Annotated in this window: 25 protein-coding genes; 7 read left to right on the top strand and 18 right to left on the bottom strand. The window is 66.7% G+C overall.

Going from position 1 to position 20232, the window contains the following annotated elements; all coding sequences use genetic code 11:
* Positions 1–3: 3 nt before the first annotated feature.
* Positions 4–654: a BON domain-containing protein gene (locus WS51_RS27660; protein ID WP_069230364.1), complete on the bottom strand. Its 651-nt coding sequence runs from the start codon at positions 652–654 to the stop codon at positions 4–6.
* 230 nt (positions 655–884) lie between these two features.
* Here WS51_RS27660 and WS51_RS27655 point away from each other — a divergent pair, with 230 nt between their 5' ends.
* Complete coding sequence (locus tag WS51_RS27655; protein ID WP_069230128.1) at positions 885–1550, top strand: nitroreductase family protein; 666 nt, start codon at positions 885–887, stop codon at positions 1548–1550.
* Between the two features lie 104 nt (positions 1551–1654).
* On the opposite strand, the gene WS51_RS27650 is transcribed toward WS51_RS27655, so the two are convergent.
* From WS51_RS27650 to WS51_RS27635, 4 genes are all read right to left on the bottom strand, one after another.
* The gene (locus WS51_RS27650) at positions 1655–2089 is read right to left on the bottom strand and encodes an Hsp20/alpha crystallin family protein (protein WP_059504988.1); all 435 of its coding nucleotides are present in this window, start codon (positions 2087–2089) and stop codon (positions 1655–1657) included.
* Between the two features lie 177 nt (positions 2090–2266).
* Complete coding sequence (locus WS51_RS27645) at positions 2267–2542, bottom strand: DUF1488 family protein (protein WP_059504990.1); 276 nt, start codon at positions 2540–2542, stop codon at positions 2267–2269.
* Positions 2543–2583: 41 nt separating this feature from the next.
* A complete protein-coding gene (locus WS51_RS27640) occupies positions 2584–3057 on the bottom strand; it encodes a universal stress protein (protein WP_059799291.1) in 474 nt (157 codons plus the stop codon).
* A 155-nt stretch (positions 3058–3212) separates the two neighbouring features.
* Positions 3213–3653, bottom strand: coding sequence for a hypothetical protein (locus tag WS51_RS27635; protein ID WP_059504994.1), 441 nt, complete (start codon positions 3651–3653; stop codon positions 3213–3215).
* A 315-nt stretch (positions 3654–3968) separates the two neighbouring features.
* Here WS51_RS27635 and WS51_RS27630 point away from each other — a divergent pair, with 315 nt between their 5' ends.
* The gene (locus WS51_RS27630; RefSeq protein WP_059951646.1) at positions 3969–5573 is read left to right on the top strand and encodes a bifunctional aminoglycoside phosphotransferase/ATP-binding protein; all 1605 of its coding nucleotides are present in this window, start codon (positions 3969–3971) and stop codon (positions 5571–5573) included.
* A gap of 71 nt (positions 5574–5644) precedes the next feature.
* Here WS51_RS27630 and WS51_RS27625 read toward each other — a convergent pair whose 3' ends face one another.
* Positions 5645–6094: a CBS domain-containing protein gene (locus WS51_RS27625; protein ID WP_009690614.1), complete on the bottom strand. Its 450-nt coding sequence runs from the start codon at positions 6092–6094 to the stop codon at positions 5645–5647.
* A 309-nt stretch (positions 6095–6403) separates the two neighbouring features.
* Between WS51_RS27625 and WS51_RS27620 the strand changes: the two genes are divergently transcribed.
* Complete coding sequence (locus WS51_RS27620) at positions 6404–6997, top strand: rhomboid family intramembrane serine protease (protein ID WP_059504996.1); 594 nt, start codon at positions 6404–6406, stop codon at positions 6995–6997.
* 34 nt (positions 6998–7031) lie between these two features.
* On the opposite strand, the gene WS51_RS27615 is transcribed toward WS51_RS27620, so the two are convergent.
* From WS51_RS27615 to WS51_RS27600, 4 genes are all read right to left on the bottom strand, one after another.
* On the bottom strand, positions 7032–7496 hold the full coding sequence (locus WS51_RS27615) for a hypothetical protein (protein ID WP_069230127.1): 465 nt from the start codon (positions 7494–7496) through the stop codon (positions 7032–7034).
* Between the two features lie 153 nt (positions 7497–7649).
* Positions 7650–8909 (bottom strand): ABC transporter ATP-binding protein, encoded by a 1260-nt coding sequence (locus WS51_RS27610; protein ID WP_059541647.1) that lies wholly within the window; start codon positions 8907–8909, stop codon positions 7650–7652.
* A 119-nt stretch (positions 8910–9028) separates the two neighbouring features.
* Positions 9029–10762, bottom strand: a complete 1734-nt coding sequence (locus WS51_RS27605) for an ABC transporter permease (RefSeq protein ID WP_069230126.1) — start codon at positions 10760–10762, stop codon at positions 9029–9031.
* A 199-nt stretch (positions 10763–10961) separates the two neighbouring features.
* A complete protein-coding gene (locus WS51_RS27600) occupies positions 10962–11921 on the bottom strand; it encodes an acetyltransferase (protein ID WP_069230125.1) in 960 nt (319 codons plus the stop codon).
* A 44-nt stretch (positions 11922–11965) separates the two neighbouring features.
* Here WS51_RS27600 and WS51_RS27595 point away from each other — a divergent pair, with 44 nt between their 5' ends.
* Entirely contained in the window at positions 11966–12952 is a 987-nt protein-coding gene (locus WS51_RS27595) for a ribose-phosphate diphosphokinase (protein WP_208606693.1), read from the top strand.
* Here WS51_RS27595 and WS51_RS27590 read toward each other — a convergent pair.
* From WS51_RS27590 to WS51_RS27555, 8 genes are all read right to left on the bottom strand, one after another.
* Positions 12930–14006, bottom strand: a complete 1077-nt coding sequence (locus tag WS51_RS27590) for a hypothetical protein (protein WP_059505005.1) — start codon at positions 14004–14006, stop codon at positions 12930–12932. The two genes, WS51_RS27595 and WS51_RS27590, sit on opposite strands and share 23 nt — an antisense overlap.
* On the bottom strand, positions 14003–15379 hold the full coding sequence (locus WS51_RS27585) for a nicotinate phosphoribosyltransferase (RefSeq protein WP_059505360.1): 1377 nt from the start codon (positions 15377–15379) through the stop codon (positions 14003–14005). Before WS51_RS27585 ends, WS51_RS27590 begins: the two co-directional genes overlap by 4 nt.
* A gap of 79 nt (positions 15380–15458) precedes the next feature.
* Complete coding sequence (locus WS51_RS27580; RefSeq protein WP_059505362.1) at positions 15459–15914, bottom strand: hypothetical protein; 456 nt, start codon at positions 15912–15914, stop codon at positions 15459–15461.
* Between the two features lie 186 nt (positions 15915–16100).
* Entirely contained in the window at positions 16101–16340 is a 240-nt protein-coding gene (locus tag WS51_RS27575; RefSeq protein ID WP_059505006.1) for a hypothetical protein, read from the bottom strand.
* 43 nt (positions 16341–16383) lie between these two features.
* The gene (locus WS51_RS27570; RefSeq protein WP_069228017.1) at positions 16384–16830 is read right to left on the bottom strand and encodes a hypothetical protein; all 447 of its coding nucleotides are present in this window, start codon (positions 16828–16830) and stop codon (positions 16384–16386) included.
* 90 nt (positions 16831–16920) lie between these two features.
* Positions 16921–17370, bottom strand: a complete 450-nt coding sequence (locus WS51_RS27565; RefSeq protein WP_059505008.1) for a CBS domain-containing protein — start codon at positions 17368–17370, stop codon at positions 16921–16923.
* 61 nt (positions 17371–17431) lie between these two features.
* Positions 17432–18082 (bottom strand): BON domain-containing protein, encoded by a 651-nt coding sequence (locus WS51_RS27560; protein ID WP_059505364.1) that lies wholly within the window; start codon positions 18080–18082, stop codon positions 17432–17434.
* Between the two features lie 72 nt (positions 18083–18154).
* Complete coding sequence (locus WS51_RS27555; RefSeq protein WP_059505009.1) at positions 18155–18568, bottom strand: hypothetical protein; 414 nt, start codon at positions 18566–18568, stop codon at positions 18155–18157.
* A 399-nt stretch (positions 18569–18967) separates the two neighbouring features.
* Here WS51_RS27555 and WS51_RS27550 point away from each other — a divergent pair, with 399 nt between their 5' ends.
* The 3 genes from WS51_RS27550 (at position 18968) to WS51_RS27540 (ending at position 20080) form a co-directional block, all read left to right on the top strand.
* A complete protein-coding gene (locus WS51_RS27550; RefSeq protein ID WP_059505010.1) occupies positions 18968–19183 on the top strand; it encodes a hypothetical protein in 216 nt (71 codons plus the stop codon).
* A gap of 117 nt (positions 19184–19300) precedes the next feature.
* Positions 19301–19498, top strand: a complete 198-nt coding sequence (locus WS51_RS27545; protein ID WP_059505012.1) for a hypothetical protein — start codon at positions 19301–19303, stop codon at positions 19496–19498.
* A 162-nt stretch (positions 19499–19660) separates the two neighbouring features.
* Positions 19661–20080 (top strand): hypothetical protein, encoded by a 420-nt coding sequence (locus WS51_RS27540; RefSeq protein WP_059799296.1) that lies wholly within the window; start codon positions 19661–19663, stop codon positions 20078–20080.
* The last annotated feature ends 152 nt before the right edge of the window (positions 20081–20232 follow it).

Below are 20232 nucleotides of genomic sequence, written 5' to 3'. Positions count from 1 at the left end.
GCCTTACTCGACCACCAGGTCGTCGACGACGGCACGCACGCCGCGCGCCGACCACGCGGCCCCGCGCACGGCCTTGCGTTCGGAAAACGAACCGACCTTGCCGGACAGCCGCACGGTACCGTCGTGCACGTCGATCACGATGTGCTTCGCCTCGCGCTCCGCGTGGCGCATGATCGCGCGCTTGATATTGCCGCCGATATCGTCCGAACCGACCGTCCCCTGCACCGCGATGTGATCGGTCACGCCCGTCACGCTGCGCATCTGCGAGATCGCGCGCACGGCCAGGTGGCTCTGATACGCCCAGTCGACCTTGCCGGACAACGTGATCCAGCCGCGTTCGACCTGCACCTTCACCGCATCGTCATGCAGGCCGACCGTCCAGTGCAGCACCGAGCGCACCGCTTTCGCGATGTCCTCGTCGGTGCGCACGTCGTCGTCCGGCAGATGCACGGTCATGTCCACGACGAGCGCCTTGACACCGGCCACGCGGTTCGCCGCGCGCTCGATCGCCAGCTTTTCCGCGTAGCTCGGCGGGTGCCCCGAGAGCGTCACGATCCGGTCGGCCACCTCGACGCCGATGCGCGTCGAATCGATCGACGGGTCGGACTCCAGTTCGTCCTGGACATCCTGCTTCAACTGCTTGTCGGTTTTCATCGTCTGCTCTCCTGTGAGCCGCGGCGTGCCTGTGAGCCGCACGTAGCCAGATTTGCACACGCGCGGCACCCGCTCGCTGATGCAGGTCAACGGATGCCCTTCGCCGCACGTCGTGGCTGGCCGGTGCGTGGCTTGACGGAAATCAAGCCGATACGGCCGGGCCCGCTTATCGTGAAATCGCCGATGCGCGACGTTCCAGGCACGCGCGATCACGCTTCAAGGAGATTCGAATGACCGAACAGCAGCTGTTGGCCTATTCGCCGGCGCCCGTGATGCAGCCGGCGTCGCCCGAGGGCGAGTCGCCGGCGATCGTCGTCCTGCCGCGCCCGATGCTCGACAACGACGTGCCGCTGATGGCGGCGCTCGCGACCCGAATGAGCTCCCGCGAATTCGCCGCCACACCGCTTCCGCCGGCGACGCTCGGCACGATGCTGTGGGCGGCGGACGGCATCAACCGCCCGGCGAGCGGCGGCCGGACCGCCCCATCCGCGCATGCGTTCAATGAAATCGACATCTACGTCGCGCTGCCGTATGGCGTCTATCGTTACGATGCGCCCGCACATCGGCTCGTGCTGAAGCACGCGGTCGATGCACGCAACCTGACCGGCTATCAGGACTTCGTCGGCCGCGCGCCGCTGGATCTCGTCTACGTCGTCCGGACGGCCGCGATACTCGACATGCCGCCGCAGCAACGCGACGTGTTCTCGGCGATCGCGGCCGGCGCCATCGCCCAGAACGTCTCGCTTTACTGCGCGGCGGCCGGCCTCGGAACGGTCGTGCGCGGCTGGATCAATCACCGCACGCTCGCCGACGCGCTGCGGCTGAACGAGGACGAGCTGCCGATCCTCGCGCAGACGGTCGGCTATCGGCCCGGCAGTATGCCGTCGCATGCATGAGGGCAGATTCGGTCGCGCCAACGAAACGGCGCGCGGATCGCTCCGCGCGCCGGATCCTCCCCATGGGCGATGCGTGCCTGCATCGCCCGTTGCCCGTCGTCCGATCAGCTGATCGTGAGTTTCTTCTGCCCGACCGGCGCCTTCTTCGGCAGCGTCAGCGACAGCACGCCATCCTGATATGCCGCCGTCGCGTTCGCATCGTCGATTTCGCCGGACAGCGAGAACGAGCGGCTGATCGCACCGCTGTAGCGCTCGCGCCGGATCACGCGCTCGCCATCCTTCTGCTCGTTGTTGCGTTCGATCTTCGCATTGATCGATACGGTATTGCCCGTTACCTGGACGTCGATGTCGTCCTTTGCGACGCCGGGTAGTTCAGCGTTGACCGTATACGCCTTGTCGTTTTCGGTGACGTCGATCTTCATCGATGCAAGATCGGGTTCGTCGGCAAGCGTCATGCCGCGCAGCGGCCTGAACAGCCCCTGGAACAGGTCGGAAACGGGTTCGATCGAAAACGGATCGTAACGGGTCAGATTGCTCATGGTTCGCACTCCTCATACGGTGACATGCGACCGGCGCTTTCGTCCCGACAGCATCGGCCGCAATGAAGATCGGATGGCGCGGCATCACGTGCCGCGCATGGGACGAATGATCTTTCGGAATCCAGCGTACCTGCGCGCGCCGGCGTGCGCTTGATGCGCGTCAAGAGCGGCTGTCGATTACGTACAGAACCGGAAATGGCCGCTGTGGAGCAGGATCGGCCGCCCGCCGATTTCCTCGAGCAAGCGGCGTGCCGCGCGCTCGATGGCGGGACGATGGCGCGCAAAGGCGTCGACGAGATCCTGCTCGCGAGGCGACGCCGCGCGGAAGTGATCTTCCAGCGCGGCCGAGGTGATCGCGCAGCGCACGCGGCGCCCTTCGACGAGCGCCGGAAAGCTCAGCGCGGAATCGAGGTCGCAATACGTCGGATGTTCGGCGGGAAACGATATCTGCATGATGATCACCTGGGCGAGTGGCGTGCCGGGAGGCAGCGACGCTAGGCCACTGCGACCGTGGCGGGAGAGGTATCCTCGTCGCGCACGAGCAGGACCGGGCAACTCGATGCACGAAGGAAGCGTTCCGCGACGCTGCCGAGCACGAGCCGCCGGACACCGCGTCGGCCGTGCGTGCCGACCACGGCCAGATCGATCGAACGATCGACGACGTAGCGCTGCAGGCGTTCCGCGACGTCCTGGCCGAGATCGGTCTCGATGATCTCCGTCTCGCCGTTGACCGCCGCGCGAGAGATCGTCCGGTCGGCGTCTCGCAAGATCTCGGCGCCATGGCGCCGAATCTCGTCGAGCAACGCTTCGGGCTCCATGCGCCCGCCATAGGCGAACAGCGTGGATTTGTCGACGACGAATACGGCAAACAGGCGGGCGCCGCATAACCTGGCCATCCTGAGACCTTCGTCGAGCGCCTGATTCGCCGAAGGACTGCCGTCCGTGGCAACCATGATATTCGTGTACATGCGAGCCTCGCTGATGAACCGATGCGCCGGCGGCGTTCGGATTCGCTTCCATCATCGGTGCTCGCCACAAGCGGGCGTTGACCGAGGTCAACGGTTTGGAGCCGCTGCGAACCCGGCGCGAGAAGAAGCTGGCGGCCGTTGGCCGGCATCCGCCGCTAGCTCGGCGGGTTCTCGTCCGCCCGGAAGCCTTGCTCTATTTCGAGGATCTTCCGGGCACACGCATCGTATTGCCATCCCGGGCCGCCGTTGCTGTCATACATGCCCTTGCACATCGCCTTGAGCCGGATCACCGAGCCGCCGCCGCCCGATTCCGCGCGCGATGCCCAAAGATAGACTTCTCCAGCCAGATACGGCTGCGCCGTTTCAATCCGGTCCGTGCCGAATCGCGTGATGCGGGTCGACGAATGATCCTGGACGTAGCGCCGCGTGCGACTCCACGCCCGGTCGCATTCGGACGGGGTCGAACATTGCAGCGATGCGGCCTGGCGCATCGCAAGCAGCCGTGTTTCCATTGTCCTGAATGTCTCGGTTCGCTCCGCCCCCGCACATGCACCGAGCGCGAGCAGCACACCCATCGCCAATGCCCGTTGTTTCATCGTCAATGCCTCGCCAGGCCGTTAATTCCGCGCATGGTCGCGCGCTGCTTTACGCTATCTCTGGAACCGACTGTATTGCCGCTCCGGTGAATGCCGTTGACCTGCGTCAAGCGCCCCCGTCGCGCGGCTCGCTTGACTGGCATCAAGCCGGAAAGCACCCTGGTCGGTTGCAATAGGATTCGTCGAGCCGGTCACGCCTGGTCTGCCAGCCGGATACTGCAGCATCGGGCAGACGAGAACGTGTGTGCTCGTTTCGAATCCAACCCGGCGGTGCGCCAACACATACGCGCGCCGCATATGACCCAACCGTTCATCATGTCCCGAGCGCCGCATGTCCCGTTCGCGCTGAATCGCGGAAATGCACGACGAACGTCGACGCAATTCGATCGCGCGATGCGCCGACCCGCCACCTATCCCCACCCCGCAGGCCGGATCGAGCGGATCGAAACTCACCTGTCCGTCGTTTATCTGGCCGGACGCTATGCGTACAAGCGCATCAAGCCGGTGCGCTTCGCCTTCGTCGATCTCATGCGGCCTGCGCAGCGGCGCCGCTGCGCGCTCGCGGAGTGCGCGCTCAATCGGCCGTTCGCCGGCCCGCTGTACCTGGGTGTCTGGCCGCTCGTCGCGCACGGCCGGCGATGCGCGTTCGCCGCACCGGTGCCGATCGGCGGCCGCCGGCGCAGGCAACGGACGGTGCCGGGCGAGTATGTGGTGCGCATGCGCCGGTTCGACGCGCAGGCGATGTTGTCGGTTCGCAGCGCATCGCGTGATGACGGTCTGGCGGACGCGGATGCCCTCGCCGATATGCTCGCCCGCCATCATCTGCATGCGCCGCGCCGTGCGCCGCGCGGCCATCACGGCAGCGCGGCGAGTGTCGCGGCCCAGTGCCGGCCGTTGCTCGATACGCTCGACGTCGCGGCGCCGGACGAAGCCGCGCTGCGCGCCTGGTACGAAGCCGAACTGACCCGCATCGCGCCGATGCTCGCCGATCGGCACGCGCTCGGTTTCGTGCGTGCGTGTCACGGCGACCTGCACCTCGAGAACATCGTGCGCTGGCGGAACCGGATCCTGATGTTCGACTGCATCGAATTCGACGACGCGCTGCGCTGGATCGACGTGGCGAGCGATCTCGCATTCGCGCTGATGGATTTCTCGGCCCACGGACGCGAGGATTGCGCCCACCGCCTGCTGTCAGCCTGGCTCGCGCGCACGGGCGACCATGCGGCACTGGGCGTGCTGCCGTGCTACGTCGTCTACCGTGCGCTGGTACGCGCACTGACCGCCCGGCTGCGCGGCGACGAAGCGGCGCGCGCCGGCTATCTGCGCACTGCGTCGGCGATGGCAGCTGCACGACGCGATGCGCAGCCGGCGTTGCTGTTGTGTCACGGGGTTTCCGGCTCGGGCAAATCGCTGGCCAGCCGTGCACTGGCCGCGCAACTCGGCGCCATCCGGTTGTCCAGCGACGTCGAGCGCAAACGCCTGGCTGGTACAGCGGACAATACGCGCCTGTCCCCCGGCGCCTACTCGGACACGGCGATCGACGAGATCTACGAAAGACTGCTTTCGGAGGCTCGCGTGGTTCTCGACAGCGGCTACACGGCGATCGTCGACGCGACGTTCCTGCGCCGACACAACCGGACGGCGTTCGTCGCCCTCGCCGCACGGCTTGGCGTCCGCGTCGCGATGCTCGACTTCACCGCGAGTGGGGCGACGCTCGCCGCGCGCGTCGCGGCCCGGGCGGCACGCGGACGCGATGCGTCCGACGCCGACACCGCGGTGCTGGCCCGGCAGATCGAGCATGCCGACCCGCTGACCGAAGCCGAAGCCGCGATCGCGATTCGTTTCGACACCGATTGCGATGCCACGGCGTACGAAAGCCGCGCGTTCTGGGCGCCGTTGTTCGCCACGCTGCACACGTAAGCGTGCGGTGCGAATGCCTCGGGAAAGCAGCCCGGCCTCGCCGGGCGCCGCCCCCTCCCGGCGCCGCAGCGTCACGCGCGAAAACGCTGCTCCTCGATCTGCTGCAGCTTGCCGACTTCGGCGACACCGCCGAGCAGCCCCGCGAGATGCTCGACGATATCGTCGAGCGTCACGATGCCCGCGAGGCGGCCGGCATCGTCGACGACCGGCAGCCTCCGGATGCCCGAGCGGCGCATCTCCTCGAGCGCCACGCCAATCTCGTCCGTGTCTGACACGACGACGAGACCGCGCGACATGATCTGGCCTGCCGTCACGTCGCCCGGATCGTCGCCTCGGGCCATCACTTCGATCACCAGGTCGCGATCGGTGACCAGGCCGATCGGAATGGCTTCGCCATTGCGGTACTCGATCACGACGATGTCGCCGACATGCGCGTGCCGCATGCGATCGGCCAGTTCAAACGCACTGCATTCGGCCGTGCACGATTCGACCGGTTGGGTACTGATTCTTCCGATGTGCATGATGAGGCTCCCGTTGCCCTTTGCGTGGACGATACGCATGCGCACCGCCCCGCGGCGACGCATGTTTCCCGAGTTCAGGGTAAGCGCGGCGCCCCGGGCGGCCTTGACGCACGTCAACCTGCGGCTCGCCGTCGACGGCTGACGCATTTGAGGCAATCCGGTTCGGCCGGAAAGCTGCAACTGGCGACGTCCATGATCTGCCGCAACGGCCATGCACGCGGCATCGCTAACGTGACGGTATATCGTGAAAATTGGATCCGGCCGCACCGCTGGCCGGCAACGCCACATCTCTCCTCGGATTCCGTCGCCATGACCTTCGCGTTGATTCTGGTGAACGTCGCCGTGTTCATCGCCGAGGCGAGCGGCTGGCCGGTGCTCATCGACCTGTTCGCGCTATGGCCGCCCGCACGACCGGGCGCGCCGGCAACACCGGACTTCCACGTCTGGCAGTTGCTGACCTACAGCGTGCTGCATGCCAGTCTCGCCCACATCGCGTTCAACATGTTCGGGCTCTACATGTTCGGTCGCGACGTCGAACGTGTGCTCGGGCGTGCGCGCTTTCTCGCGCTCTATCTGGCGAGTGTGCTGGCCGGCGCGATCACGCAGCTCGCGGTGATCCGCGCGCTGCCGCCCAGCGACGCGCCGACCGTCGGTGCGTCGGCCGGCGTGTTCGGCGCGCTGATCGCCTACGCCGTGCTGTTTCCGAAACGGCGCGTCGTGCTGCTGTTTCCGCCGGTACCGATGCCCGCGTGGCTCTTCGCGACCGGTTATGCGTTGACCGAATTGCTGTCCGGGCTCAGCGGCGACACGAGCGGCGTCGCACATTTCGCCCATCTCGGCGGCATGCTCGGCGCGCTCGTGTGCCTCGCCTTCTGGCGAAAACGCGCGGACGAGCGCGCGTGACGCGTGTTCCCGTCGATCCCGCCGATGGCGCGAACTAGATGCTGAGATATCCCTGAAACAGCCACGGCGGGCCGGCTCTCTCGCCTGTCGTGCGACCGCTCCCCGCAGGCACGCAGACGCCCGAAAAACCGGGCGACCCGTCCTGCCAGAACGTCGGCACGAAGGAAAATTCGCCATTGACCGTCACGACGAAGTCGCGATTGAACTGCGATGGCGCGAAAATCGTCACCTCGCGGAAGAACGACGCGGCCTCGTCGTGCGCCGTGCTGCGCGCGGCAAGCAGCCCCCGTGAGTCGTAATGCGCCGGCAGCGTGTAGGTCTTCCCGCCGCGCTCGACCGCCTCCGCCGGCGTGAAAACGAGTTCAACACCCGGATACGGCAGGCGGTAAGGCTCGCGACAGATCGGGCCGTCGGGCCCGAGCGCGAGCGGCGGATGAGCCCAGAGCGAAAGCGACAGCGGGCTCGTGCGCTGGGCGAAGTATTCGGAAAGCCAGTTCATGGTCAGTCCTCCCGTGAACGGTCATTGATGGCGAGTTGCGGAGCTTGTCTGCCGGATCGACGCGGTCGCGTCGACGGTTCTTCCAGCGTCGCACGCGCCGCCGCGCGACGCTTGATGCCGATCAAGCACGTAGCCGACGTGCGGCCCGAACGGTCAGCGGCCGAACGTCCGGGTATGGTCGTCGTAGTCGAACAGTCCCGCGTAGCGGCCCCAGTCGGTCACGACCCGCAGCGCCTGGTCCGCGCTGCGCGGATCGAGATGATCCTCGAGTTCGAGCTCGAAACGCTCGCGCGGCGCGCGATGCCCTTCGCGTTCGCCCAGCACTTCGTCGATATGCGCGGCGAGCGGCACGAACCGGACGAGATGTTCGCTGAACAGACGCCGCCGCGCATCGTCGTCGCTTTGCGCGAACACATGGCCCGCGGCACTCAGCCGGATGGTCCGGTCGTGCCATTCGGCAAACGCGAGCAGATGAAGCGCGGCCGCCGTCGAATACAGCGCGTCGGTCCGCAGCGCGAGCGCCGATGCAATCGTGCCGAGCTCCGCATGGCCGTCGTACGGCGCGGCCGCGAGCGCGTCGACGAATCCGGCGAGATGGTGGCTCGACACGTCGGGCAGCTTCATGGCCAGCGCACTGCCTGTCGCCGCCCGGCCCGCCGTCGCGTCGGTGATGCGTGCGGTCAGCGTCGCATAGATCCTGCCGACGATCGCCTGAACGGCCGGATCATGCCGACTGCGCGGACGCGGCAGCGGCACGTTCAGCGTCGCCTCGATGTGCGCCGGACCAGCGCCGAGCACCAGAATGCGATCGCACATGAGCACGGCTTCCTCGATGTTATGCGTCACCATCAGCACCGACCGGATCGACAGCTGGTGCGCGTCCCACAGGTCGAGAAAATCGGTGCGCAGCGTTTCCGCGGTCAGCACGTCGAGCGCCGAGAACGGCTCGTCCATCAACATCAGCACGGGTTCGCTGACGAGCGCGCGGGCGAACCCCACTCGCTGACGCATGCCGCCCGACAGCTCGCGGGGAAACGCCGATTCGAACCCGTCGAGACCGATCAGCTCGATCGCGGCGGCCGCGCGTGCGCGTGCGTCCTCTGACGCCAGGCCCTGCGCGTCGAGGCCAAGCTCGACGTTTTCGATGACGGTCAGCCACGGGTACAGCGCGAAGGTCTGGAATACCACTGCGATGCCGTCGGTCGGACCGTCGAGCGGTGCACCGCGATAGGTCACCGCGCCGGACGAGGGCTTGACGAGCCCGCCGGCGATCCTCAGCAGCGTGGATTTGCCCGAGCCCGAGCGGCCCAGCAGCCCCAGGATCTCGCCTTCATGCAACGCGAGGTCGATATCGGCCAGCACGTGCAGCGGTTCGCCGGACGGCTTCGTGAACGACTTGCATACGGCGCGCATCTCGAGCACGACGGCCGCCTCCTCCGAAGTCGGCGCAGCCGCGCTCGCGACGTTCCCTTCCGTGCATTCGCTGAGGTTCGGCACGCGGGTCTCCCGTGAGTAAATGATCGATCGAGGGCTCAATCGAGCCGTGTGCGGCGCTCCGCGAACGCATACATCGGGCGCCACACGAGCCGGTTGGTCGCGATCACGAGCAGCGACATCACGGCGACGCCGAGCGCGATGCGCGGATAGTCGCCGGCGTCGGTCATCCGCGCGATATAGGCGCCGAGTCCGCCGGCATCCAGGCGTGTGCTGCCCCAGCTCACGGCCTCGGCGACGATGCTCGCGTTCCATGCGCCGCCCGACGCGGTAATCGCGCCCGTCACGAAGTACGGCAGGACGCCCGGCAGCATGACGTGTCGCCACCAGGTCGCCGGCCGCACGCGGAAGCATGCGGCCGCTTCGCGCAGGTCGGCCGGGAATGCGCTCGCACCCGCAATCACGTTGAACAGCACATACCATTGCGCGCCCAATATCATCAGCGGGCACAGCCAGATGTCGGGTTGGAGCCGCAGGCGCACGATCGCGAACACCGCGACCGGAAACAGCAGGTTGGCCGGAAACGCGGCGAGGAACTGCGTGACCGGCTGGATGCGGGCGGCCACGCCCGGCCGGAGGCCGATCGCGATGCCGATCGGCACCCAGATCATCGACGCGAGGGTGACCAGCACCGTCACGCGGACGAACGTGAGCCCTCCTTCGCTTGCGACGACGCGCAGGTCCGTCCAGGTGAGCGTCGCGCGGCCGAGCCGGAACAGTTCATACGCCGCATACGCGCATCCCGCGCCGCACAGCGCGAACCAGAGCACGTCGCCCGTGCGTCGCGGCAGCACGATCCGGTCGCGCCATGCCGACATGAACCCGCGCAGCCGCGCGCGCGCCGCACGGCGCAGCAGCGCCCGGACCGGGCCGCTCGCACGGCCCATCCATCTCGATCGGTGGAACAGGTCGAGCATCCAGCTGCGCGACGCGACCGTGGGCGCGGCATCGCCATAGCGGAACCGTTCCGACCATGCGACCAGCGGCCTGAACAGCAACTGGTCGTACAGGACGATCGCGACGCTCATCGCGACGATCGCCCAGCCCACGGCAGCGAGGTCGCGTTTCGCGATCGCCTGCGCGACGTAGGCGCCGACGCCCGGCAGGTCGACGTGCAGGTTGCCGACCGCGATCGCCTCGGATGCGACCACGAAAAACCAGCCGCCCGACATCGACATCATCGCGTTCCAGACGAGTCCCGGCATCGCGAACGGCACGTCGAGGCGCCAGAAGCGCTGCCATGCGGACAACCGGAAGCTGCGACTGGCCTCGTCGAGATCGAGCGGCACCGTGCGCAGCGCCTGATAGAAGCTGAACGTCATGTTCCACGCCTGGCTGGTGAAGATCGCGAAGATCGCCGCGCACTCGGCGCCGAGGATCCGCCCCGGAAACAGCGACAGGAAAAACAGCACCGTAAACGATAGGTAGCCGAGGATCGGCACCGACTGCAACACGTCGAGCAGCGGGATCAGCACGCGCTCGGCGCGACGGCTGCGCGCCGCCGCGGTCGCGTAGACGAACGTGAACACGATCGACGCGAGCAATGCCGCGAACATGCGCGCGACGGTGCGCAGCGTGTAGCCGGGCAGCGCCGCGGGCGACAGCGAAATGGCCGGCGGATGCGCCACCGCCAGCGGGCCGGCCATCTGGCGCGCCGAGATGCCGGCCAGCAACAGGAAACCGACCACGATCAGCATCGCGGCGAGATCCCGCCAGCCCGGCACGGGCAGCGTCCAGCGCCCGCCCCGCAATACCTCCGCATGGTGCTCCACGACCCCTCTCCCCGCCGGTGATGGCGGTTCATCTTCCCGGGCGGAGCGGCCGGCACGCTTGACATGCATCAACCGCCCCGCATTGCGCGGCGCCACGATTGCAGCGAGTCTTTCCGCGCAACGGCCACCGTTCAGGAGCATCCCGATGACACTCGTTCCGGCCATGCCGTGCCGCACCGACGAGCGTGCCTGCGTCGGCTCACGCGGCGGGGTACGCGTTCGCCAGCGCCGCGACGAACGCGTCGAGGCGCTCCGGCGCGAGCCCGTTGATGCCGGCCGCCCCTTTCCGGCCGCCGCCCCCCGGAAATGCGCGACAAAGACGATCGGCGCCGTACGGTGCGGCGACGGGCGCGCGAACGCTGACGATGTACCCGCCCGAGGCCGACACCGTCAGCACCGCGTGAGCGCGTGTCGCGTCGCCACGCGCGAGCCGATTGGCGAAAACGCCGCGCACGCGACGCGCCCAGCGCGTGTCGGGGAGGATATAGACGTCCGCTCCCGGCAGCGCGATGTTCGCGCGCTGTCGCGCCGCACGCGCGATATCGCGTCGCCGGTTGGCGTCGAGCCGCCGCGCAAGCGGCGACTTCGCGAACTCGAGCGGGTCCGCATATGGCCGCACCGCCGTGTATATGGCCAGCGGTGCCATGAAGAGGTCGTCCGGGCAATCGCCGTAACCGTTGTAATTGACGGATTCGCCAAGCACCTGCAGACGGTAGGCATCGGCGTCGGTCAGGCCGCAAGCGGCGGCGAGCCTGCCGGCCACGCCGACGAGATTGTCGCCGTAGGCGCCGACCACCGCCCAGATTCGCTGCCGGCCCGCCAGGTACCGGTCGACGATGACACTCGTACAGGTGTCCGGCGCCGTGTCGAGATGCGCGTGAAGGCGCGGATGGTCGGGCACGGCGCCGGGCATGTGGTGATCGAAATAGTCGACATCGACCCCGCGCGCCAGCAGCGCATCGAGCGCCGCGCGGTTCACGTCGAGCGAAACGTCCAGCACGGTGACGATGTCCCCTCGGGCGGCCGACACGCGCGCGAGCAGCGCGATGTCGCGCTTGGGCCCCGTCACGAGCACCGACTCGGCCGGCATCTCGAGCCGGAGCTGATGAAGCGAACAGATGCCGTCCGCATCACCGTTGAACACGTCAAAGTGCGTCATGATGCGCGACGATCGATGACTGCATGAATCGAGGTAGCCATGCCATGGAACGACTCCCTTTCAGCCTGTTTGCGTTCGCCTCGTGTCGCGCGTTCGGCGAACGAATCGCAGCCCGTCTCGGCGTCACGCTCGCCGCGCACGAGGAACGTCCGTTCGAGGACGGTGAACACAAAACGCGCGCGCTTGCCAGCGTGCGCGGACACGACGTCTACGTCGTTCAGTCGCTGCACGGAGAGCCAGGCATTTCCGTCAACGACAAGCTGTGCCGATTGCTGCTTTTCATCGGTGCGTTGAAGGACGCGTCGGCCGCACGCGTCTGCGCGGTCACGCCCTACCTGTGCTACTCGCGCAAGGACCGCCGGTCTCAGCCGCGCGATCCGGTATCCACGCGCTATGTCGCCATGTTGCTCGAAGCAGTGGGTGTCGATCGTGTCGTCGCGATCGACATCCACAACATCGCAGCGTTCCAGAACGCGTTTCGCTGCCCGACGGAGCATCTCGAGGCGAACGGCATGCTGGTCGAATGGTTCGCCTCGCAAGCCGGCGAACGGCCGGTCGTGGTCGTATCGCCCGACGCAGGCGGCGTGCGACGGGCCGAGGATTTCCGTGCGAGGCTGGAAACGCGCATCGGGCGCCCGGTCGACGCGGCATTCGCCGGCAAGCTGCGCAGCGGCGGCATCGTGACGCCCAAGCCGATCGTCGGCGAGGTCGCCGGCCGTTGCGCCGTCATCGTCGACGACCTGATCGGTACCGGGACGACATTGGCCCGCACGGCCGAGGATTGCCGCACGCTCGGCGCACAATCCGTCTACGCGGTCGCGACGCATGGGATGTTCTTTGATGACGCGCCCGTACTGCTCGGCGGCGATGCGCTCGCCGGCGTCGCCGTGACCGACACGGTGCCGCCCTGGCGCGTGCGGGCCGGGCCGCTCAAGGACAAGCTCGCGGTGCTCGACAGCGCTCCGCTGTTTGCCGAGGCGATTGCGCGTATCCATCGCGGCGGCTCGCTCACCGACCTGCTGCGGCGCTGACGTGGCTTGCCACCCACGTGCGCTCGCAGCCGTCGGCGTGCCGCCGGGCGAGCGCGATGTACGTGCTCGCGCGATCGCGCCAGACCGGCGTCGCTCTGAATTCGGGCTCGCGCAGGTGCCACACGGCGAGCCGCGCGCGCGTCATGGCCCGGCAGCTCTGGTAGAAATGCACGCATCCGTCATCGACATCGTCGCCGCTCACCGAGTGCCAAGCGTCGACCAGGTTGTCCGCGAAACCCGCTGCGCCGAGACGCTCGCATTCGAGCGCGAGAAAGCCGACCTCGTCCGCCGCATCCTGGATTCTCAGTCGTCTGCAGAATTCGAGGCAATCGATGATCGCGACCGGATCGTCGATGCAGACGTGTTCGGGACGCAGATCGCCGTGCCCTTCGACGACATGCCCCTGTCTCACACGCAGGTCGAAGCGCGCGGCTTCGCACACGAGCAACGATCGCTGCCGCGCGCAGAGTGCCCGCACGGTATCGGCGGACTGGCCCGCGAGCGGCTTGCACAACGCGCGTTCATTGGTGTCGATCGTGCGACGCAGCGCTTCCCGATACGCCGCACCGTCGATTCGCGCGGGTGCCAGGGCATGGTAGAACGCGCTCAGGCGAACCGCGATGCGATATGCATCGTCTGCCGTAGCCATGCCGCGCGACAACGCGCGGTCGAGCATGCGTGCGGCCGGCAGGCGCCGCATCCTGACCAGCCAGTCGACGATTTCTCCGGGCCCGTCCGCGCGCAGGCAACCGTGGGCGTCGACGACGAGCGGCACCACATCGAGATAGACATCGGCGGCAAGACGACGGTTCAAACGCACCTCCTCGCAACAGAAGCGATAGCGAGCGGCCAGCGTTCGAAAATCGAGTTGCGGCGCGCGTACGGGCTTCTTGAGTTTCCACGCGTACCGGTCCGTCAGGAATACCCATGACATGTGCGTCTCCACCGCCTCGACCGATCTCGTGCCGTCCGGCCAGGCCGAGGGCGCGCGCAATGCGACCACCTTGTCGCTCAGCGTGATCGCGCGGCCGGCCGGGATACGTGCATCGTTCATGCCGCTTGCTGCCTCGCGTACGCGTCCAGCCTGGCATTCTCCTGCGCGACGAGTGTCGCCAGCGCCGGAGAAATCGCCGCCTGCATCGGCATGACGGGCGCCAGCGCCTGCATCGAATCGGGCAGCGCGGACAGTTCGCGCATTGCATGAATGCGGCTCTCGCCGAGCGTGGGGGCCGCGAGTCGCGATCCGCCGATCATGACGGGCCGCAACAGCGGCATTCCGTCGCTGCGCTCGCCGTCGAGTCCGAGGCTGTCGGCGGCGATTCGGCCGTCCCGGTCGTATTGCCGGAACACCTGCTTGCGGCCGGGTAGCGTGGCCTTGCCCTCGGATCGCTTGCAGCGCGCCCGGCCCGCATACTCGACGAGCTTGTACGCGCAGTCGAGGCACGGTGCATCCGCCGACGTACTCATCTGTGTGCCGATTCCGAAACCGTCGATTGGCGCATGCTGATGGACAAGCTCTCGCAGCCGGATTTCATCGAGATTGCCGCTCGCGAAGATCGTCGCTTCCGTCAGGCCGCCATGATCGAGAATCGCGCGCACGTTGCGCGCGTGCGCCGCCAGATCGCCGCTGTCGATCCGGACGCCCTTGATGCGCACGTTATCGGACGCAAGGCGCCGCGCGAGTTCAACGACCTTGTGCGCCGCGCGCTCCGTATCGTACGTATCGATCAGCAGTAACGCGTTATCCGGCTGCGATCTCGCAAAGTGCTCGAACGCGAGCGCTTCGTCGTCGTGCGCCTGGACGTATGAATGCGCCATCGTGCCGTACACGGGAATGTCGTAGCGCAACCCCGCGAGCAGGGTCGCCGTGCCGGCGAAACCCGCCAGGAAGCTGGCCCGCGCGGACAGCATCGCCGCCTCCGCGCCATGCGCGCGCCGCATGCCGAAGTCGACCAGCAACCTGCCATGCGCGACGAGCGCAGCGCGTGCGGCCTTGCTCGCAACCAGCGTTGCGTAATGGAGCAGGTTCATCACGCGGCTCTCGACGAACTGCGCCTCGCGAAGCGGCGCCGTGATCCGCAGGATCGGTTCGTCGGCGAAGAACACCGTGCCTTCCGGCATCGCGTCGACCGCGCCCGTAAAGCGGAAGCCGGCGAGCGACGCAAGGAAATCCGCTCGCAAGCGCCCGGTCGCGGCCAGTCGCTCGAGGGTGGCGGCCGTAAAGCGCAGACCCGACAGATAGTCGAGGACGGGCGCCAGCCCCGCCGCCATCAGGAATGCCCGATGCTCGGGCAACGCCCTGACGAAGAACTCGAAGCTGGCCATGTCGTTCATTCCGGCATCGAACGCGGCCTGCATCATCGTCAGTTCATACCAATCCGTCAGCAACACGTCGTCGACGTCAGCGTCCGGCCAGGATCCGTTCATCATGTGCCCTCCCGCGTCGCTCGCACGCAATCGAGCAGCCGGTACGCGGCCGCCTCGTTTCGAACGAGCGTCGCTTCCGTCATTGCGACGCCGGGTCCGGACTCGACGGAACCGCGGTCCACACGCCATTGCATGACGCGACATATGGATAGTATCCGCGCGGGTCGTTGCAGTAGTACCACGCGCGTGCCGGCGGCAGCCGGGCCGGGGTCGGCGGCGGCCGCTGAACGACGATCGCCGGCGGAATGTAGGTCGGGTACGGATACATCGGTTCAGGATAGATGTACCAGTAGCCGTCGACGATCCACCACCACGCGTAACGCCCGCCGTGCCAGTCCTGGACCCATCGACCGCCTCGCCACCGCGCACGCTCCGTCGGCGCGAAGTGGCAAAAGTCCCGCCCGTGGAAATCCCTGCCGTGGACATCCTGGCGGGGGACGTGGCGTGCATGCTGCGCATGCGCCTGCTGCGTCGGCACGCAGCAGGCCGCCGCGCACAGCACGAGCACAGGGCATGCGCGACTGAGCCTGTTCATGGTCGTCATTTCTGTGCAGAGATGCGATCCATCGTATTGAGGCCGTCCCGCGCGGCTTTGACCGGGATCAACGCATGCCCGCCGCCCGGCGGGATGCCGGCGCCCCGGCATTTGCAGGCTCCAGGTCGTGCCGCACGCGCAGCGTTCGTGCCACCGTGCTCGCCGGTTCACATGCAGCGCCGCCGGTCAGTACGTGAACGTGTCCGATTTCTTCATTTCCACCCATGTCATTCCGCTGCGCAGCCCCTCCAGCGCTGCCTCGCGCTCAGTCGCGAATACCCGATGGTGTGGAAAGACATGCTCGCACCTGCAATCGGGTGAGCGGACCGTCACGTGGACACGGCAGCGGTAGCCGCCGGTCGCGACGCCAACCGTTTCGATCGCCACGGTCCAGTCCGCGTCGTTCAGTTCACCGGAAATCGTCATGATCGTTCCTCTCCTTTTGCCGTGCGAACGCATGCCGCGTCCATCATCGGCCGCGCCGCGAGCCGCGATGGCGATATCCGGCCCGCCGCATGAAGATCCATATCGGCCCGGCGACAAGGCCCAGGACCGCCGCCCACAACAGAAGCACATAGCCGAACAATTGCCAGAATTCACCGACCCGCTGCTGCAGGATCCACGTGCGGTATGACGCGACGTCGCTCGCGGCATCGGGATACGACGCGCGATAAACGAACAGCGACAGGCAGACGTCCTGTTCGGGAATCGGCGTCGTCAGCATCGATCCGGCCGGCCGAGCACCCACGCGCCCGCATTCCGGCGCGTTCATGCCGGCCACGACACCGGGGCTCACAGGATGGTCGTGGATCGCGCCGAGCCACGTCGTCGCGCTCGACAGCAGCAGGCAGAAACCGATTGCACCGAGCCACCGGCGCATCCAGGTGCGCGGGCCGGTATGCCGGCCGCGTGTCATGGGATCGCGCGCGCCCGAAGGGCACATCGCACCGGCATCGAGACCGCCGCCGCATCATGCGCGGCGCGACGGGAGCGGGAACCGACCGAATCAGCCACGCTGCTTCTCCTCGAAATACGGTTGGCGGGCCGCCACGAGCCGCAACTCGTCGAGCAGCGCCGCGGCCGCGCGCAGCAGATCGTCGAGCGAGACAATGCCGATCAGTTCGCCGTCGCCGCCGACGACCGGCAATCGTCGAACGCCGTGCTGGCGCATCCGCTTCGCAAGCAGCCAGATGTCGTCGTCGGCGTTCGCGATTGCGACAGGCGTCGACATGATGTCACCGACGAACAGCGAGCCGGCTTCCGCATCGGGGCTGACCACCGTCAGCACGATGTCGCGATCGGTCACCATACCGACCGGCACGCGTCGCCCCTCCTGTTCGCGCACGACGATCAGATCGCCGGCGTGCGCGTCGCGCATCATTTCCGCCGCCTCGACGACGGTTGCCCGTGCCGAACACATGGCGACATCGCGGGTACAAAGCATCGCGGCATTCATGTTCGTTCTCCCGGCCGGGGCGAGGCGGACGCTCGATCGAGGTCCGCCGCCGCCCGGATCATCATGCAACGGTAAGTTGATCGACTACGTCGCGCACGCCCGGCGCCGACCACGCGGCATCGAAGGCAAGCCGCCGCTCACTCAGCGAGCCCACCTGACCGGTCAACGTCACGCAACCATCCTGGACGGTAATGCCGACGTGTGCGGCCTCTTCCGTTGCATGCCGAATCAAGGCCGCCTGGATCTTGCCGGCGATGTCGGAATGTGTCGGGTGCGGCCGGACATGAATCTCGTTGATGATCCGGGTGACGCCGCGCAGCCGCTCGACAGCCCGCTCCGCCTCCTGCATCTGGTAACTCCACATCACCTCGCCCGACAGCGTCACGCACCCGTTCTCGACCGTCACCTGCACGGCCTGCTCGCCAAGTCCCGCATCCCACTTCAGGAGCGAGCGTGCCGCGATGGCGATGTCCTCGTCCGAGCGACGCTTGCCATCGTCGGTTTGCACCCCGAGTTCCAGCACGATGCCGCGCACGCCTTCGATACGCTCGACGGCCTTGCGCACCGCGACTTTTTCCAGATAGCTGCCGACATGTCCGGTCAATGTCACGATGCGTTCGTGCACTTCCACACCGATGCGCACCGCATTGATCGACGGGTCCCACTCAAGCTCCTGCTCGACGTCCTTCTTCAGCTCGCTGTCGCTTTTCATGACCATCGACTCCTGTCTGCGATCGATGAAAACAACGGTAATTCCCGCTGCACCGCGTGGAATTGATACAGGTCAGCGCGCGGCGTGGTGCGCCATCCCGGCCAATGTCTCCGACGTGATCGCGCGCCACGCAATCGTGACGTCGACATTTTTCCGTTGCCAGACGCGATCGCGTCTGGCGAGTCGCAACACCATCTGACGACCGTCGGCCGACAGGCAGGCGGGCGCCTCGTCGAGCGACGTCGCATCCAGTCGAACGAGGCCGCGATCGACGAGGCAGCGCAGGTCGGCGGGATCGCCCTGCTGGCGCCGCGGCTCGCTGGCGAGCACCATCAGGATCGCGATTTCGTGGGGACTCAGCAGCCGGTCGCCATCGGCGTCGACCGGGTAACGCTGGTGATGTGTGGCAGCCGGCACGCTCAGCGTCAATGCTTCGGAACGCGAAATGATCTGACGATTTGACGTGTTCGTAAACGAGGCGAGCATGATGGTTTCCGTATCATGAACGTGAAGACGCAGACGGCACGGAACATGTCGATCGCGGTCGGGATCGACATGCGAGAACGTCAATATTCGCTCCTGCCGGGCAATCGTTGTTGATGCAGGTCATCCGGCCGGCGCGCGATCGAAACGTTCCCCGATTCGTCTGACGCAATGCTGTTGAAACACCGATGCGCATGTCTCGCGAAACCGGGCCGGATTGTTTGCCAGGTCTTCGCGTCGAATTTCACGTCGCCCGGTGCGGCGTCAAAAACGCTCGACCCAATACCGCGAATCGTTTTTCAGTCGTTGAAAAAGCAGACGAATTCGATGCATTGCGTGAAATCAACACGCGACCGACAGCGGGAATCCAACATGGGTCAACGAATGCAATGGAGACCACGCATGAACTGGTACTGTGACGTCGAACGCGAGCTTTCACACATCGAGGGATCCATTCGGCTGCTGGAGCGAACCGGATCCTGCTTCCATACGCAGACATCCGTAACCGACCCCGCGTACTGGCGCGCAAGACTGAATACCGTCAGGCAGACGGCCGAGCGGAACAGCACGCTGCTGCGCCGGACCGATGAGATCCTCGCACGGCTCGAACGGCTTTGATCGCCACATGGGGTTCGAAGATGATCGGGACGACCGCCGGCCCGACCGTGCCCCGACTTCAACAACCGGATTTCGCGCAAGCGCGCAGCAACGCACCCGCATGGCGCTCTCGACGCCGTGCTCGTGCGCAAGTTGCGTGCGCCATGTGAAGTCCGCCCCTATGCCGACGACGTGGTGTGCATCGAGCAGTCCGACGAAGCCTTCTCGACCGACGCGCTCTATCGATCGTTTTCGCAGATGGACGACGACAAGGCCGTCGCGATACTGGCTGCGGCGCACATGGCACCGATCGAAAACGACGCGGTGCCTTGCTGACGGCACGGGCGGCGGCGCATGCGCGGCCAATGCCGCGACGGCCGATTTCCGGACGGACCCTGACTATCGCGCTTGACTTCCATCAACGTTCGCGCGCGATATCGCTCATAGATTTCAAGGGAACACGCGGAGCAATCCGCTCCGCCACTCCGGACGCCACCCATGCCAAACGAAACCGAAGCTCGCCGCGCCTTGCTCGTGCACCTCGGCAGCATTCTGCGAACGCTCAGTTGCGTGCTCGAATACGAACCGGATGACAGGACGCTCGATTCGCTACTTGCCGCGCAGCCGATGCTCGCGGACATCCCTCTGCTGAACCAGGTGTTCGCGCACATGACCGTGCGCGAATTCACGCGCGCGGTCCTCCACGCGTACTGCCTGTGGCCGCAACTATTGCTCGACGAACCGCTCGACCGCGATGCGCTCGCCGAGCCCGTATGCGCGTGGCTGTTCGCCGACAACCCTGGGGGCTGGACACGGTATGTCGCGTTGCTCGGCGCCGAGATTCCGTGGTTCGGCCAAGGGATGGGACCATCGTGTTCGTCCGGCCGACGTCCGGCACGCACTTCGTCGGTCGCGTGATCGCCGCCCATTCCCGGCTCCTGTGCAGAGCGACACGCCGAGGATTCGCCATGCCCGCCTTTGTCATGCTCACACGCCTGTCGCCGGACGCAGTCAGGAGGCCGTAGAAACTGGCCGAGCTCGAGCATCACGCCGTCCGCCGATTGTAGAAA

The organism is Burkholderia territorii (assembly GCF_001718335.1).
GTDB lineage: Bacteria > Pseudomonadota > Gammaproteobacteria > Burkholderiales > Burkholderiaceae > Burkholderia > Burkholderia territorii.
The sequence above is the reverse complement of the archived record's forward strand: the minus strand, read 5'-3'. Positions and strand labels throughout refer to the sequence as shown.

Bases quoted from the DNA above. Each gene is read 5' to 3' on its own strand.
- WS51_RS27585 (WP_059505360.1), bottom strand. From the start codon at position 15,379: ATGAACGGATCCTGGCCGGACGCTGACGTCGACGACGTGTTGCTGACG.
- WS51_RS27540 (WP_059799296.1), top strand. From the start codon at position 19,661: ATGCCAAACGAAACCGAAGCTCGCCGCGCCTTGCTCGTGCACCTCGGC.
- WS51_RS27615 (WP_069230127.1), bottom strand. From the start codon at position 7,496: ATGAACTGGCTTTCCGAATACTTCGCCCAGCGCACGAGCCCGCTGTCG.
- WS51_RS27570 (WP_069228017.1), bottom strand. From the start codon at position 16,830: ATGACACGCGGCCGGCATACCGGCCCGCGCACCTGGATGCGCCGGTGG.
- WS51_RS27600 (WP_069230125.1), bottom strand. From the start codon at position 11,921: ATGACGCACTTTGACGTGTTCAACGGTGATGCGGACGGCATCTGTTCG.
- WS51_RS27575 (WP_059505006.1), bottom strand. From the start codon at position 16,340: ATGACGATTTCCGGTGAACTGAACGACGCGGACTGGACCGTGGCGATC.
- WS51_RS27625 (WP_009690614.1), bottom strand. From the start codon at position 6,094: ATGCACATCGGAAGAATCAGTACCCAACCGGTCGAATCGTGCACGGCC.
- WS51_RS27565 (WP_059505008.1), bottom strand. From the start codon at position 17,370: ATGAATGCCGCGATGCTTTGTACCCGCGATGTCGCCATGTGTTCGGCA.
- WS51_RS27610 (WP_059541647.1), bottom strand. From the start codon at position 8,909: ATGCGCGCCGTATGCAAGTCGTTCACGAAGCCGTCCGGCGAACCGCTG.
- WS51_RS27645 (WP_059504990.1), bottom strand. From the start codon at position 2,542: ATGCAGATATCGTTTCCCGCCGAACATCCGACGTATTGCGACCTCGAT.
- WS51_RS27595 (WP_208606693.1), top strand. From the start codon at position 11,966: ATGGAACGACTCCCTTTCAGCCTGTTTGCGTTCGCCTCGTGTCGCGCG.
- WS51_RS27590 (WP_059505005.1), bottom strand. From the start codon at position 14,006: ATGAACGATGCACGTATCCCGGCCGGCCGCGCGATCACGCTGAGCGAC.
- WS51_RS27630 (WP_059951646.1), top strand. From the start codon at position 3,969: ATGTCCCGAGCGCCGCATGTCCCGTTCGCGCTGAATCGCGGAAATGCA.
- WS51_RS27580 (WP_059505362.1), bottom strand. From the start codon at position 15,914: ATGAACAGGCTCAGTCGCGCATGCCCTGTGCTCGTGCTGTGCGCGGCG.
- WS51_RS27640 (WP_059799291.1), bottom strand. From the start codon at position 3,057: ATGTACACGAATATCATGGTTGCCACGGACGGCAGTCCTTCGGCGAAT.
- WS51_RS27555 (WP_059505009.1), bottom strand. From the start codon at position 18,568: ATGCTCGCCTCGTTTACGAACACGTCAAATCGTCAGATCATTTCGCGT.
- WS51_RS27650 (WP_059504988.1), bottom strand. From the start codon at position 2,089: ATGAGCAATCTGACCCGTTACGATCCGTTTTCGATCGAACCCGTTTCC.
- WS51_RS27635 (WP_059504994.1), bottom strand. From the start codon at position 3,653: ATGAAACAACGGGCATTGGCGATGGGTGTGCTGCTCGCGCTCGGTGCA.
- WS51_RS27660 (WP_069230364.1), bottom strand. From the start codon at position 654: ATGAAAACCGACAAGCAGTTGAAGCAGGATGTCCAGGACGAACTGGAG.
- WS51_RS27655 (WP_069230128.1), top strand. From the start codon at position 885: ATGACCGAACAGCAGCTGTTGGCCTATTCGCCGGCGCCCGTGATGCAG.
- WS51_RS27620 (WP_059504996.1), top strand. From the start codon at position 6,404: ATGACCTTCGCGTTGATTCTGGTGAACGTCGCCGTGTTCATCGCCGAG.
- WS51_RS27560 (WP_059505364.1), bottom strand. From the start codon at position 18,082: ATGAAAAGCGACAGCGAGCTGAAGAAGGACGTCGAGCAGGAGCTTGAG.
- WS51_RS27550 (WP_059505010.1), top strand. From the start codon at position 18,968: ATGAACTGGTACTGTGACGTCGAACGCGAGCTTTCACACATCGAGGGA.